The following is a 14,420-nucleotide window of genomic DNA, read 5'->3' as shown; positions in this document are numbered from 1 at the left end:
CTGGTGGAAGTCCCGGCCAGTCTACCGACGGGCGCGTGGTCCGGGGCGCTCCGGGGTGCGTCGGGGCGTCGGGGCGGGCGACCGGCGGGTGCCACGGGACGTGCCCTCTATGCTGGTCGGGTGGTCTCGTGGTGGAACCGGAAGCGCGCGGCGCAGCTCGCTGCCGCATGGCTCGCGTCGCGGAACCCGCGCGGAGCCGCACAGGTCAAGCGGCTCGCGCTCGACGACGTCACCCCGGAGCTCGACGTCTACCTGGGGCAGGCCGCGTACCTGCAGCTCTCCGTCTACGAGACGATGGGACGAGCCGGTGCCTCGGCACCGACGCTCTCCGGCCGTCTGGTCACCGGGGTGCTCGCGACCACGGCGCTCGAACGGCACCGCACCATCGTGGCCGAGATCGAGCGCAGCGGCGCAGACCCGGCGGCGCTGATGGCCCCGCACCGTGAGGCGATCGACCTGTTCCTCGAACGGACGAGCGGTGCGGACTGGTACGAGTCGATGCTGACCGGCTACGTGACGGCCGGGATCTTGAACGACCTGTTCGGCAACCTGCTCCGTTCGCTGCCGATGGACGTGCGGCAGCGGCTCCGTTCGGTGTTCGACGCCCGCGAGGAAGCGGCGGTCGTCGAAGAACTGACTGCCCACATCGAGGACGACCCGCAGATCGGTTCACGCCTGGCGATGTGGGGACGGCGCCTGGTGGGCGACACCCTGCTGGTCGCCCGGTCGGCGCTGGCGTCACACGCACGCGAGGACCAGGAGCGGCTCGAGCCCGTCTGGACCGAACTCATCGCCGCGCACACCCGACGGATGGACGCGCTCGGTCTGACGGCCTGAGCGGTCAGGCTGCTCGAGCGTCAGGATTGCTCGAGGGTCAGGCGCCGCGCGTCTTGAGCTGCTCGTAGTACTCGGCGTCGTGCTTGTCTCGCTGGGTGCCGAGGAGCCACTCGACGGTGATGGCGACCACGCCGGACCCCACGAGGGCCACGACCCAGATCCAGGTGCCGTCGTACCGCCACCCGGTCCAGGTCAGCGCTTCCCAGAGGACGGCTGCAGCGATGCCGCCGACCGCGGGGCCGACGAGCACGCCACGGTTCGACCGCCACGGCACGATCACGTGCGCGACCGCGCCGATGATGACGCCGCCGAGGACGGCGAAGAGCAGTTCCACGTCGTCAGGCGACGAAGCCGATGCGCCGTGCCTCTTCCGCGCCGACCTCGACGTACGCCAGGGCCGAGACGGGGACGATGAAGCGACGGCCCTTGTCGTCCTGCAACGACAGGTGCGTCGACTGCGCGGTGAGCGCCTCGGACACGGCCTTCTCGACCTCGTCCGCGGTCTGGGCGGTCTCGAAGGCGATCTCGCGGGGGCTGTTGATGATGCCGATCTTGATGTCCACGAGCACAGCGTATCCGAGCGGTCCCGTGCGGTACCGGGCGTTCGCCGCGGGCGCACTCGACGGCGTGACGACCGGTGCACCGCGCGTCCGCAGCGGTGCTGTCGGCGGTCCTGGGTACCGTACGAGCGTGCCGCAGACCACGCTGATGCCCGCTCCCGAGGACACCGGGTTCGCGCGCGCTCTGGTCGACGACCCCTCGCAGGCCGCGGTACTCGCGCTGCCGGACGGCCGTCACGCTGCGGTGATCGGTGCACCGGGCAGCGGCAAGACGACCACGCTCGCACGGCTCGTCGCCGACCGGCTGGCCCGACCCGACGCGATCACCCCCGACGGCCACGCGACGGTCCTCGCCCTGACCTCGGCGCGGACGGCCGCGACCGCCCTGCGTGACCGGCTCGCACGGGCGGTCGACCGGGTCGTGCCGGGTGCTCTCGCACGCACCGTGAACTCACTGGCGTTCCAGATCGTCACCCACGCGGCGTCGGTGCAGGGGCAGGAACCCCCGACGCTGCTGACCGGCGGGGAGCAGGACCGGATCATCGCCGACCTGCTCGCCGGGCACGAACTCGACGGAGCCGGACCGGCCTGGCCCGACCCGATCACCGCCGTCGTCCGTGAGCGAGCGGGGTTCCGCACCGCCCTGCGCGACGTCATGATGCGTGCGGTGGCCGCCGGCGTCGAGCCCGACGACATGCGGGAACTCGGCGACGAGCTCGGACGGCCCGAGTGGCGGGCCGTCGGCGACTTCGTGGACGACTACCGGGCATCGGTCACCGCGTTCCGGCCGACCGGGCTCGACTCCGGTGAACTCGTGGCGTACGCCACCGCCGCTGTGCTGCGGCACGAGCTCCCCGCCGGCATCGCCTCCCTTCGCCTGGTCGTGGTCGACGACACGCAGGAGCTGGTGGAGGGCGAGATCGCCCTGCTCGGGGCGCTCGCGCGCTCCGGCGTGCAGGTCGTGGCCTTCGGCGACCCGGACATCGCCGCCTCGGCGTTCCGCGGCGCCGAACCGGACGTGCTCGGTCGACTGGCCGTGCGACTCGGGGTGGACCGCGTCGACGAGCTGTTCCTCGGCGCGGTGCACCGGCACCCCGCCCCGATCCGCGCCCTGGTCACCGGCGTCACGGGTCGCATCGGCACCGCGGCGGCCGGTCGGCAGCGCAGCGCGTCGGCGGGCGACCAGGATGCGCGGTCCGACGCCGTCGTGCACCTCGAGGCCGCCAGCCGGTCCGCACTCGTCGTGGCGATCGCCCGTCGACTGCGCGAACACCGCCTGCTCGACGGTGTGCCGTGGCACCGGATGGCCGTGGTCACGCGCAGCGGTGCTGCCATCCCCGAACTCGTCCGGGCACTCTCCGTGGCCGAGGTCCCGGCGACCGCCGGTGCCGCGCCCGTCCGTCCGCGCGACGACTCCGCGGCGCGGGCGCTGCTCGACGCGGCCGCGGTGGCGCTCGACGTCCTGCCGCTCGACGCCGCCCTGGCCACCGCGTTCGCCACCGGGCCCCTCGGCGGCCTCGACACCCTGGCGATGCGCCGGCTCCGGCTCGCACTGCGGCGCGAGGAACTCGCGGGTGACGGTAGCCGCACCGCCGACGAACTGCTGGTCGATGCCCTGGGCGCACCGGAGCGCCTGGCGACGGTGGACGCCGGGTTCGCGCGACGGGCGACCCGGCTGGCCCGGAGCCTGGTGCAGGCGCGTGCCGACGCCCAGGCGGGATCGAGCATCGAGGAGATCCTCTGGGGCCTCTGGGAACGCAGCGGTCTCGCGAAGTCGTGGGGTGCCCAGTCCGCCGCCGGTGGGGTCGGCGCCGGGGAAGCCGACCGGCACCTGGACGCCGTCGTCGGCCTGTTCACCGCGGCCAAGCGCTTCGTCGAGCGCACGCCGGACGCCCCCGCGCGGGTCTTCGTCGACGACCTGCTCGGCGCCGACCTGCCTGAGGACTCGATCGGCCCCGACCGGACCGCCGGCCGGGTGCGGGTGCTGACGCCCTCGGCGACGATCGGACTCGAGTGCGACGTGGTCGTGGTGCTCGGTCTGCAGGACGGCGTCTGGCCGAACACCCGGGTGCGCGGCAGTCTGCTCGACCCGGACGGCCTGGTCCGCGCTGCTGCGGGGGTCGAGCGTTCGCCCATCGACGACCGTGCCGCCGTGGTCGCCGACGAACTCCGGCTGTTCGCCCGGGCCGTGTCGCGGGCCACCACCCAGGTCGTCATCGGCACGGTCGCGAACGACGACGAGTCGCCCTCACCCTTCGTCCGACTCGTCCCGGTGCCGCCGGACCGGCAGCCGACCGTCCACCCGCTGTCCCTGCGTGGGCTCGCCGGGTCGCTGCGCCGCCGGGTGGTGGGCTCGGGCGACCACGAGGCCGCGTCCGCGCTGGCCCGCCTGGCCGAGGCCGAGGTACCCGGGGCGGCTCCGGACGAGTGGTACGGGCTCGCCGAACCGACCACGGACGACCCCCTGGTCGACCTCGACGCCGAGCCCGCGCCCGAGGTCGAGGGCGGCGAGCCCGTCGCTCCGGCCGTGTCGGTGTCGCCATCGCGCATCGGCACCTTCGAGGAGTGCCCGGTGCACTGGTTCGCGCAGACCTTCGGCGGCGGGGCACCGAGCCCGGCGATGGGCATCGGCACGATCGTGCACGAAGCGATGGAGCACGCCACCGAGATCGACGTCGAGTCGCTGTGGGAGCGGGTCGAGGCGCGGTGGGACGAGCTGACGTTCGAGTCGCCCTGGGTCGCCGACCGCGAACGCGCCCGGACCCGGCGCATGATCGAGGGGCTGAGCGACTACCTCCGCACCTTCGCCGGCGCCGGGCGCCGACTGCTCGGCGCCGAGACCTCGTTCGCGCTCGTGACCGGGCCAGCCCGGATCCGGGGGAGCATCGACCGCATCGAGGTCGACCCCGAGGGCCGGGTCAGCGTCGTCGACCTGAAGACCGGCCGTTCGATGCCCAGCGAGAAGAACGACATGCCGGAACACCCGCAGCTCGGCGCCTACCAACTCGCGGTCGAGGACGGCGCGGTCGAGGGTGTGCCGGCGGGGTCCCCGATGACCGACGCCCGGCTGGTGTTCGTCCAGAACCCCCGCGGTGGACAGGCGTTCTCCGAGCGGACGCAGCACGCGTTCGACGCCGAGGCGCGCGAGGCCTACCGCGAGCGGTTGCACGGGGTGGCGCGGGGCATGGCCGGCCGGACGTTCGTGGCGAACGTGGACGACCACTGCGAGAAGGCCCGGACCGGGGTCGAGTGCCGGATCCACGTGGTGGCGGAGGTGACCTGGTGAGCGACACGGCGGACACGACCGCCACGGCGGACACGACCGGCACGGCCGGCACGGCTGCTGCGGCTGACGCGGCCGGCACGGCTGCCGCTGCTCCGCCCGTCATCCGGCACGGCGCCGACGCCATCGCCGACGCCCTCGGCCGCCCCCGTCCCACCGCCCAGCAGCGCGCCGTCATCGAGTCGCCGCTCGTGCCGGCGCTGGTCGTCGCCGGTGCAGGCAGCGGGAAGACCGAGACGATGGCGTCACGCGTCGTCTGGCTGCTGGCCAACGGACTCGTCCGACCCGACGAGGTCCTCGGACTGACCTTCACCCGCAAGGCCGCCGGTGAACTCTCCGTCCGCATCAACGACCGCATCCGGGCGCTCGAGGACGTCGGGCTGATCGCCCCCGGGGACGCCTTCGAAGCGCCCACCGTCTCGACGTACAACGCCTTCGCCAACGCGGTCTTCCGCGAGAACGCCCTGCTCGTCGGCCGTGACGGCGAGTCCCAGGTGCTGACCGAACCCTCGGCCTGGCAGCTCGCCCGTCGGGTCGTGGTGGCCGCCCGCGACGACCGGCTCGCCGGACTCGACCGCGACGTCGACACCCTGACCGCCGCCGTGGTCGCGCTCGCCGGAGCCACCTCCGAACACCTCGTCGAGCCGGAGGACCTCCGCCGGTTCGCGATCGAGTTCTCCGAGCTGCTCGAACTCCCGGGCAACCGCGGCAAGCCGTACAAGTCGATCACCGACGCGGTCGCCGCGATCGGCGCCCTCGAACCCCTGGCCGACCTGGTCGCCGAGTTCCGGCGGCAGAAGGTGGACCGCGGGTTCGTGGAGTTCTCCGACCAGATCGCCCTCGCGCTCGCCGCCGCCGAGTCGGCCCCACGCGTCGTCACGGACCTGCGGAGCCGGTACGGCGTGGTGCTCCTCGACGAGTACCAGGACACCTCGGTGGTGCAGACCCGGTTCCTCGCCCGGCTGTTCCGCGGGCACTCGGTGATGGCGGTCGGCGACCCGCACCAGTCGATCTACGGGTTCCGCGGTGCGAGTGCCGCGAACCTCGCCCGGTTCCCGCACGACTTCGGCGGCGACGAACCCGGCGTGGCCGAACCCGTCACCTTCGCGCTGTCGACCAGCTGGCGGAACCCGGTGGACGTGCTCGCGGGGGCGAACGCGATCGTGTCGCCGCTGTCCGCGGCGTCCGAGGCCGACGTCGAACGGCTCTCGCCGCGGCCGGGCGCCGACGCCGGCACCGTGCGGGTGGTGTTCCCCGAGACCCTGCCGGAAGAGGCCGACGAGGTCGCGGCGTGGTTCCAGGACCACCGCCGTCAGGACCCGACGCGCTCGATGGCGCTGCTGCTGCGCGCGCGGAAGGACCTCGCGGCGTTCACGGCGGCGCTCGGTGCCCGCGGGGTGCCGTACCACGTGCTCGGCACCGGCGGACTGCTCCAGCGCCCGGAGATCGTCGACCTGGTGGCGTGCCTGCGGGTGCTGCACGACCCGGCGGCCGGCAACGACCTGATCCGGCTGCTCGCGGGTGCCCGGTGGCGGGTCGGGGCGGCGGACATCGTCGCCCTGCACCAGCTCGCCCGGTGGCTGTTCCAGCGCGACCACACCCAGCAGCGGCTCGACGACGACCTGACCGCGGCGTTCCGGGCCTCCGTGGCCGCCGGGGAGCACGGGTCGATCGTCGACGCGCTCGACTTCGTCGCGACCGCGCCCGACGAGCACGGCGCGCTCGAGGGCATCACCGCCGCGGGTCGCAGCCGGATGCGTGCGCTCGGCGGGCAACTCGCGATGCTCCGGTCACGCGCGGGGAGCGACCTGGTCGACTTCGTGACGCTCGTCGTGCAGGAGATGCGGCTCGACATCGAGGTCGCCGCGCACGAACAGGGGAGCGGCGCCTACCTCGACGCCTTCATCGACGAACTCGCCGGCTTCGTCTCGACCGACGACCGCGCTGACCTCGGTTCGTTCCTCGGGTGGATCGACGCCGCAGCCCGGCGTGACGACATGGGACCGCGTTCCGAGGAGCCCGAGGCCGGCACCGTGCAGATCCTGACGATCCACGGGTCCAAGGGGCTGGAGTGGGACGCCGTCGCGGTGCCCCGGATGGTCGAGGGCGGCCTGCCGGCACGCCCGCAGGAGGGCTCGTCCGGCTGGCTCGGGTTCGGCCGGCTGCCGTACGAGTTCCGCGGGGACGCCGCCGAGCTGCCACGACTCGCATGGCGCGGGCAGGAGACCCAGAAGGACGTCACCACGGCGATCGACGCCTTCAAGGAACAGGTGAAGGCCCGCAACGAGGACGAGGAACGCCGTCTCACCTACGTCGCCCTGACCCGTGCCAAGCACGACCTGCTGGTGTCCGGCTCGTTCTGGGCCGGCGGGGTCCGACCCACCGAGCCGAGCCGCTACCTGCGCGACCTGGTGGACGCCGGCGTCATCGACGGTGCTGCGATCCCGGAGACGACGGTGCACGACGAGAACCCCATGGGCGAGAGCGGCGCGACCCAGACCTGGCCGCACGTGCCGTTCGGACAGCGTGCGCCGCGGGTCCTGGCCGCCGCGGAGCGGGTGCGGAACGCGAACCCCGGCGCTGCGGGGCGCTTCGCCGCCGACATCGACCTGCTGCTCGCCGAGCGGCACGCCACCCGGAACGCGAAGCACGCGGTCGCCGTCCCGCACCGGGTGCCGGCGTCGGGCTTCAAGGACTACCTGACCGAACCCGACTCCGTGGCCGAGCGGCTCCGCCGGCCGATGCCGGAGCGACCGTACCGCGCCACCCGGCTCGGCACGCTCTTCCACCAGTGGGTGGAACAGCGTGCGCGGAGCGGTGGCGCGCTCGAGACGCTCGACGTGTGGGACGGGGAGCTCGACCTCGATGCCGACGACCTCGCCGACGCGTCGCCGGACGCCGTGGTCACCGACGACGACGCCCGTCGACTGGCGGACTTCCAGACGACGTTCGCCCGCTCCAGGTGGGCCGGTCTGACGCCGATCGAGGTCGAGCGCGAGATCCACATCCCGTTCCTCGGGCACAGCGTGGTCTGCAAGCTCGACGCCGTGTACGAGATCGACGGGCGCGCCGAGGTGGTCGACTGGAAGACGGGCAAGGCGCCGTCGGGGGCGGACGACCTGGCCCGCCGCACCCTGCAGCTCGCGCTGTACCGCGTCGCCTACGCCGAGTTCACCGGGCGGCCGCTCGACCAGGTCGACGCGGTGTTCTACTTCGTCGCCGACGACCTCGAGGTCCGTCCGACCGAGCTGCTCGACCGCGCCGGACTCGAGCGTGCGTGGTCCGAGGCCATCGGCAGCTGACGTCCCGCGGTCGTGCGGAAGGCGCGCCGCGCCCGTCGCGCATTGCGCCCGTCGCGCACCACGCCCGTGTCACGCTGCGCCCGTGTCGTGCTCCGCCCTGGAGGCGCGGTGCCGGTCCGTCGGGCCGGCACCGGGCCTCCAGACGGTCGCGTCAGCTGCCTGGTCAGTGGCCGGGACCGGTCACCACACCCCGCAGGACGCACTACGAGTGGTCACAGACCGTCGGGCGGCCGCGCTGCGACCGACAGGTCGTGACCGCTCGGCGGAACTGAGCGGGGAGTTGTGACCGCCGTGCGGCGCTGCGGAACGCGGCGGCGTCAGCCGTGGCGGCGTTCGGTGGAGGACAGCAGCTGCTCCACCTCGCCGATCTCCATCGTCTCGGGTGACACGGACTGCAGCGGTTCCGCGCTCGGGGCGTGCACCGCGTCGACCAGGCGGTGCATCATCGAGACGGCGTCGTCGACGACCTCGGTGCTCTTCGCCAGCACGCCGTGCAGCAGCCAGTGCGCCGTCTCGAGTTCGTGGTGCACGCGTGCACGCTGTGCGAGCTGGCGGTCGCGTCCGCCGCCGTTCGCCTCGTAGGCGCTGAGGACGGTGTCGAAGGCGTCTCGGCGGCCGGCGAGCACCCAGGCGAGGTCCTTCGCCGGGTCGCCGAGCCGCAGTTCGCCCCAGTCGAGGACCCCGGTCACCGCATCGCCGTCGACGAGCAGGGCGCCGGTGCCGAGCGAGCCGTGCACGACGGTCGGTGTGAACTGCCACAACTGCTGGTCGCGAGCGGCACCCTCCCAGCGTTCGACGAGCGCGGCGGGGACGAGCTTGGTCGCCACGGCGCGGTCCATCACCGAGACTGCGGACCGGAGCACCTCGAACGGCGTGAGCGAGGGCAGACCGGCGTCGGAGACGAAGCTCGTCGGCAGCTGGTGGATCGAGGCGACGGCACGGCCGACACTCGTGGCGAGGTCGGGGCGCTCGACGAGCGACGCGAGGGTCGGGTGGGTCCCGGCCAGTCGGGTCGTGACGATGGCGCGCGTCGACCCGATCGGCGCCTGGCCGCGGTACTCGGCGACGCCGAACGGCAGCCGCGTGCGGATGCCGGCGCTCAGCGCACGGATGGCGACGAGGTCGGCTGACTGCCGGGCCTCGGCGCGCTGGTTCCGGGGGCGGCGGATGACGATCTCGGTGCCGTCGGCGTCGCGGAGGAGCGCCGACTCGTAGTCGCCGGCCGCGGCCGAGCCGAGCGTGCGCGTGCCCGTGACGAGGAGACCTGGAACGGCCGTCGTCGCCAACGCGGCTAGAGTGAACTGGGATCCCGCCATGCCCCTCAGGGTAGGCGCGTGAAGCGTGCACGGCTGCACGCCACGCTGTTGGGCGGCCCGCACGCCCACCGCACGTCTCCTGCACGTCCGCACCCGATCCGAGGAGCTCTCCCGCCGTGACCGTCGAGTTCGCCGCCCGGCTCCCGCTCTCCCGCAACGAACTCGACCGCGACGCCGAGTTCCGCACGACCGACGACGTCGAGCGCGTCCTGCGCGAGGACGAGCACACCCGGTACCTGCCGGTGCGGGGTGCTGAGATGCTCCGGAACGCCGACGGCACCTTGCGTTTCGTGGCCGCGACGGAGATCCCGGTCGAGACCGTGACCCTGTACCTCGGCCGTGCAGTGTCGGACGCCGCGGACGCCCCGGCGGGTACCCGCTTCGTCGCCGCCCTGATCGACAGCGTGACGGCCACCGCCATCGAACCCGACGACGATGCCTGGCAGAGCCTCCGGATGTTCGGCACCGAGCTCTCGCCACGCGACCAGGGCCTGGCGGTCGAAGCCGTCGCGATGGCCAACTGGCACGCCGTGCACGGCTTCTCGCCGCGGACCGGGTCACCCACGGCCGTCGTGAGCGGCGGATGGGTCCGCCGCGACCCCGAGGGACACGACCTCTTCCCGCGCACCGACGCGGCGATCATCGTCGGGGTCGTCGACGCCGACGACCGGATCCTGCTCGGTTCCAACGCCGCGTGGGACGCCGACCGGTACTCGCTGCTGGCCGGGTTCGTCGAGCCGGGGGAGTCGCTGGAGGACGCCGTCCGCCGCGAGGTCTGGGAGGAGTCCGGCGTCCGCGTCGAGGAGCCCGAGTACCTCGGCTCGCAGCCGTGGCCGTTCCCCGCGTCGCTGATGGTGGGCTTCCGTGCCCGTGCAGCCGGCGGTGACCCGACGACCGCCCGCCCCGACGGCGTGGAGATCCTGGACGTCCGGTGGTTCTCGCGCGACGAGATCCGTGAGCGCGCCGGCGACACCCTGCTGCTGCCGGGACGCACCTCGATCGCCCGCGCCATCATCGAGGAGTGGTACGGCGGGCCGCTGGACCTGCCGTGAGCGTCACCGGTCCGCGCGGCGCAACGGGCACAGGGGCAGTCGAGCCCCGGCCACCGTCGCCCGACGAACTGCTCGCCGCGCTCGACGCGGAGCAGCGGACGGTCGCCCGTACCCTGCTCGGTCCGGTCGCGGTGCTGGCCGGTGCCGGGACGGGCAAGACCCGTGCGATCACGCACCGGATCGCCTACGGGGTCGCCACCGGGACCTACGCCCCGAACCACGTCCTCGCGCTGACCTTCACGACCCGTGCCGCCGGCGAACTGCGGTCGCGCCTGCGCGCGCTCGGTGCCGGGACGGTCCAGGCGCGCACCTTCCACGCCGCCGCGATGGCGCAGCTCAGCTACTTCTGGCCGGACACCGTCGGCGGGCACGCCCCCAAGATCGTCGAGTCCAAGGGGCGGATGATCGCCCACGCTGCGGACACGGTCGGCATGCACGTCGACACCCCGGTGCTCCGCGACCTGGCCGCCGAGGTCGAGTGGCGCAAGGTGCAGATGCTCTCGCTCGACGAGTACGAGGCCGCCGCCGCGGACCGGGTGATGCCGCGCGACACCACACCGCGCCGGGTCATCGACCTGATGAAGGCGTACGAGCGGCTGAAGGACGACCGGCGGCAACTCGACTTCGAGGACGTCCTGCTGGCGACCCTCGGCATGGTCGAGTCCGAGCCCCGCGTGGCGTCGTACGTGCGGCAGCAGTACCGGTTCTTCGTGGTCGACGAGTACCAGGACGTCTCGCCGGTGCAGCACGACCTGCTGCGGGCCTGGCTGGGTGGCCGTGACGACCTGTGCGTCGTCGGCGACGCCAGTCAGACCATCTACTCGTTCGCCGGCGCCTCGAGCGACTACCTGCTCGGGTTCGGGTCGGAGTTCCCGCGCGGGTCGGTCCTGCGCCTCGAGCGAAACTACCGCTCCACCCGCGAGGTCGTGTCCGCGGCCAACACGCTGATGCGCGGCCAGCCCGGGGCACTCGACCTGGTGGCCCAGAGCCAGGAACCGGGCCCGGAACCGGTCGTGCTGGCCTGCGTCCACGACGGCGACGAGGCGCAGACCATCGCCCGTCGGATCGCCGAGCTCGTCGGGGCCGGAGCGTCTTACGGGGATTGCGCCGTGCTCTTCCGCGTCGGGGCGCAGTCCGCCGCGCTCGAGTCCGCACTCGGCCGGAACGGGATCCCGTACCGCGTGCAGGGAGGCACCCGGTTCTTCAACCGCCCGGAGGTCAAGCTCGCCGTCCACCACATGCGCGGCGAGGCGATCCGGCAGACCGACGACGAGCTGACCCGACGGGTCCGGCTGGTGCTGCAGGTCAGCGGCTGGACGGAGACGCCGCCGGAGGGCACCGGTGCAGTGCGCGAGCAGTGGGAAGCGCTGCAGGCGATCATGGGCCTGGCCGAGGACGCCCCGGCCGGCACGACGATGCAGCAGTTCACCCAGGACCTGGTGGACCGTGCGGCGACGCACCACGAGCCCGAGGTCGACGCCGTCACGCTCGCGACGCTGCACTCGTCGAAGGGTCTGGAGTGGCCGCACGTGGTCATCGCCGGCGCTGCCGAGGGTCTCCTGCCGATCTCGCACGCGTCGACCGACACCGAGGTGGACGAGGAACGACGCCTGTTCTACGTCGGGCTGACCCGAGCCCGCCGATCCGTCACGATCACGTGGTCGCAACAGGGCTCCACGCGTGGGGGAGCCCGGGCTCCGAGTCGGTTCCTGGCAGCGCTCGGCACGCGCACCGCGGATGGGGTCGGACCGGCGAACGGCTGACCGACAGGTCGTCGCGCTCGAAGACGAGCTGGTCGGGCTCGGCCCGTTGCGTCCGGAGCGGGAGCCGTTCCAGCAGCATCCGCGTCGTGGCGGCGGCCACCGCCGCCGCCCGCCACGGCGACAGCGGTGACGGATGCCGCCCCCACAGCTGGGCAGCGATGGCCGGCCACGCAGGGTCGTCGTCGACGCGTGCGTACTCAGCGCACTGGAGGCACGGCCCGGCTCCCGGCACGACGAACGGACCGAGACGGACACGTCCGTCCCCGACGACGACCGCCAGGTGCGGCACGCCCCGGCGGGTCCACGCGGCGCGGAGCGCCGGGTCGACGACGTGGTCGGCCACCACCACGGCGAGGCGTGGTTCGGGCTCGGGCAGCACGATCGGCCCTCCGGCGGGCGCGGTGGTGCGGCTGACCGTCACGCCCTCGCCGGACAGGAACGTCGCGACGGTGTCGGCGACGGCACCGGCGCCGTGCACCTCGATGCGTTCGAGCGGCTCGGGCAGGACCTCGACCACCGCGGGCGACGCGGCACCGAGCACCCCGGCAGCACGTTCCGGGGAACACCCCGACGCGGCCGCGAGGCCGGACAGCACGTCGTGCCCGGTCTCTCGTCGGAGGCCGTTGAGGAACCGTTCTTCCCCCGTGGTGGGTACCGCGACGACCGCGCGCGGGGGATCGACCCCGAGCTGGACGGTGGCGGGGTCACGCCAGACGAACTCGAGCGTCGGATCGATGCGGATGCCCATGACACCACGGTGCCGGAGTGCGCGGCACGCGTGGGGTCACCAGGGAGATCTGTGGAGAACTCAGCGGGGCTGGTCGCCCGTGTCGTTCCCGTGCTCGTCGCCCGCTCCACCCTCGGGGTCGTCGGCCACGCGGCCGGACTCGTCCTCGTGCGGGCGCGCACCGGTCGAGTCGTTCAGCAGGTCCTCGAGCGCCTTGTCGAACGCGTCGTCCTCGTCGGTCTGGGAGGGGTTCCGCAGCCGTGCGACGAGGGCATCGGGCGCGTCGACGTCGTCCGAGGTCGGCACGAGGTCGAAGTGCGACCAGAGGGCGTCGCGCTGCTCGGCACCGAGCTCGTCGGTCACCCGCTGCCACATCGCCGCGGCCTCACGCAGACGACGCGGCCGCAGCTCGAGGCCGACGAGTGTGGCGAAGGCTGACTCGGCGGGGCCACCGGCGGCACGGCGACGGCGCACCATCTCGGCGATCGCCCCGGCCTTGGGGAGACGGACGGTGGCAGCAGCGGTGACCGTGTCCACCCAGCCCTCGACCAGCGCGAGCATCGTCTCGAGCCGGGCGAGTGCGGCGTCCTGCTCGGCGGTGCGCGGCGGGATGAGGGCACCCGACGCGAGTGCGTCGCGCAGCTGCTCCTGGTTGGTCGGGTCGATGTCGGCCGCGAGTTCCTCGACGCGGTCGAAGGGGATGTGGATGCCCCGTGCGTAGTCCGTGATCGACGAGATGATGTGCAGCCGGAGCCACCGTGCCGACCGGAAGAGCCGGGCGTGGGCGAGTTCGCGGACCGCGAGGTAGATGCGGACCTCGTCCTCGGAGACGTCGAGGCCCTCGGCGAACTCGGCGACGTTCTGGGGCAGGAGCGCTGCGACCTGCTCGTCGAGGAGCGGCACGCCGACGTCACCGCCGGACACGACCTCCTTCGACAGCTGCCCGACGACCTGGCCGAGCTGGATCGCGAACAGCGCACCGCCGATGCCGCGCATCGCCTTCGAGACGTCGCCGAGCATCGCCTTGAGCTGCTCGGGAGCACGCTGGTCGATCGCCTCGGTCAGGGCATCGGCGATGCTGAAGGCCACCGGCTCGGCGATCTGCGTCCACACCGGGACGGTCGCCCGGGCCCACTGCTCACGTGTGTAGAGGCTCGGGGTCGCGGTCAGTTCGGCGACCGTCGTGACCTCGTCGAGCCACAGTGCGGCGACCTGGAACGCCTGGTCGGCCGCCTGCGAGGTGGCCGGGTCGACGGGGTGGCCGCCGTCGCGAGCGATCGCGGTGGCGCGTTCGGCGGTGGCCGAGAAGTCGATGCCGTCACCGCCGGACTGGGCGGCGCGCTGGAGCTGGCTCATCAGGTTCGCCACGGAGGCCGGGTCGTTCGGCAGACCGGCGGCACCGGCGAGCTGCGACGGGTCGATCTGCCCCTCGCCCGAGAGCAGCTTGCGCAGCATCTCCTGGAAGTCGTCGTCCGGCCCCGGCTGTGGTTCATCAGGCATGCCGACTACGCTAATCGCTGCTCACGGGGCCGCACCTGGGACGCCCCCGTGGGAACGCCCGAAGCGCTGCGCCCAGGGCG

The 14,420-nt window shown here is 73.3% G+C and carries 10 protein-coding genes; 5 read left to right on the top strand and 5 right to left on the bottom strand.

Annotation, left to right across the window (positions count from 1 at the left end; all coding sequences use genetic code 11):
* Positions 1 to 120 precede the first annotated feature (120 nt).
* Positions 121 to 837 carry a ferritin-like domain-containing protein gene (locus DEJ30_RS08770; protein ID WP_258369882.1) on the top strand — a complete coding sequence of 239 codons (717 nt, stop codon included), beginning with the start codon at positions 121 to 123 and terminating at the stop codon, positions 835 to 837.
* A 37-nt stretch (positions 838 to 874) separates the two neighbouring features.
* On the opposite strand, the gene DEJ30_RS08765 is transcribed toward DEJ30_RS08770, so the two are convergent.
* Together DEJ30_RS08765 and DEJ30_RS08760 are read right to left on the bottom strand one after the other, a co-directional pair.
* On the bottom strand, positions 875 to 1,171 hold the full coding sequence (locus DEJ30_RS08765) for a hypothetical protein (protein WP_110860525.1): 297 nt from the start codon (positions 1,169 to 1,171) through the stop codon (positions 875 to 877).
* Positions 1,172 to 1,175: 4 nt separating this feature from the next.
* Complete coding sequence (locus DEJ30_RS08760; RefSeq protein WP_110860791.1) at positions 1,176 to 1,400, bottom strand: DUF3107 domain-containing protein; 225 nt, start codon at positions 1,398 to 1,400, stop codon at positions 1,176 to 1,178.
* Between the two features lie 127 nt (positions 1,401 to 1,527).
* Between DEJ30_RS08760 and DEJ30_RS08755 the strand changes: the two genes are divergently transcribed.
* Positions 1,528 to 4,683 carry a UrvD/REP family ATP-dependent DNA helicase gene (locus DEJ30_RS08755; RefSeq protein WP_181420065.1) on the top strand — a complete coding sequence of 1,052 codons (3,156 nt, stop codon included), beginning with the start codon at positions 1,528 to 1,530 and terminating at the stop codon, positions 4,681 to 4,683.
* Positions 4,680 to 7,982 carry an ATP-dependent DNA helicase gene (locus tag DEJ30_RS08750; RefSeq protein WP_258369881.1) on the top strand — a complete coding sequence of 1,101 codons (3,303 nt, stop codon included), beginning with the start codon at positions 4,680 to 4,682 and terminating at the stop codon, positions 7,980 to 7,982. Before DEJ30_RS08755 ends, DEJ30_RS08750 begins: the two co-directional genes overlap by 4 nt.
* Positions 7,983 to 8,299: 317 nt before the next feature.
* On the opposite strand, the gene DEJ30_RS08745 is transcribed toward DEJ30_RS08750, so the two are convergent.
* Positions 8,300 to 9,298 carry a phosphotransferase gene (locus tag DEJ30_RS08745; RefSeq protein WP_110860521.1) on the bottom strand — a complete coding sequence of 333 codons (999 nt, stop codon included), beginning with the start codon at positions 9,296 to 9,298 and terminating at the stop codon, positions 8,300 to 8,302.
* A 116-nt stretch (positions 9,299 to 9,414) separates the two neighbouring features.
* On the opposite strand from DEJ30_RS08745, the gene nudC reads away from it, so the two are divergent.
* Positions 9,415 to 10,350 (top strand): NAD(+) diphosphatase, encoded by a 936-nt coding sequence (nudC, locus tag DEJ30_RS08740; protein ID WP_110860519.1) that lies wholly within the window; start codon positions 9,415 to 9,417, stop codon positions 10,348 to 10,350.
* Positions 10,347 to 12,113, top strand: a complete 1,767-nt coding sequence (locus tag DEJ30_RS08735) for an ATP-dependent helicase (protein WP_181420064.1) — start codon at positions 10,347 to 10,349, stop codon at positions 12,111 to 12,113. Before nudC ends, DEJ30_RS08735 begins: the two co-directional genes overlap by 4 nt.
* On the opposite strand, the gene DEJ30_RS08730 is transcribed toward DEJ30_RS08735, so the two are convergent.
* Complete coding sequence (locus tag DEJ30_RS08730; RefSeq protein ID WP_110860517.1) at positions 12,004 to 12,861, bottom strand: TOMM precursor leader peptide-binding protein; 858 nt, start codon at positions 12,859 to 12,861, stop codon at positions 12,004 to 12,006. The genes DEJ30_RS08735 and DEJ30_RS08730 overlap by 110 nt on opposite strands.
* Positions 12,862 to 12,921: 60 nt before the next feature.
* The gene (locus tag DEJ30_RS08725) at positions 12,922 to 14,340 is read right to left on the bottom strand and encodes a zinc-dependent metalloprotease (RefSeq protein ID WP_110860515.1); all 1,419 of its coding nucleotides are present in this window, start codon (positions 14,338 to 14,340) and stop codon (positions 12,922 to 12,924) included.
* Positions 14,341 to 14,420 lie beyond the last annotated feature (80 nt).

Source organism: Curtobacterium sp. MCPF17_003 (assembly GCF_003224385.1).
GTDB classification, from domain to species: domain Bacteria; phylum Actinomycetota; class Actinomycetes; order Actinomycetales; family Microbacteriaceae; genus Curtobacterium; species Curtobacterium flaccumfaciens.
The sequence above is the reverse complement of the archived record's forward strand: the minus strand, read 5'-3'. Positions and strand labels throughout refer to the sequence as shown.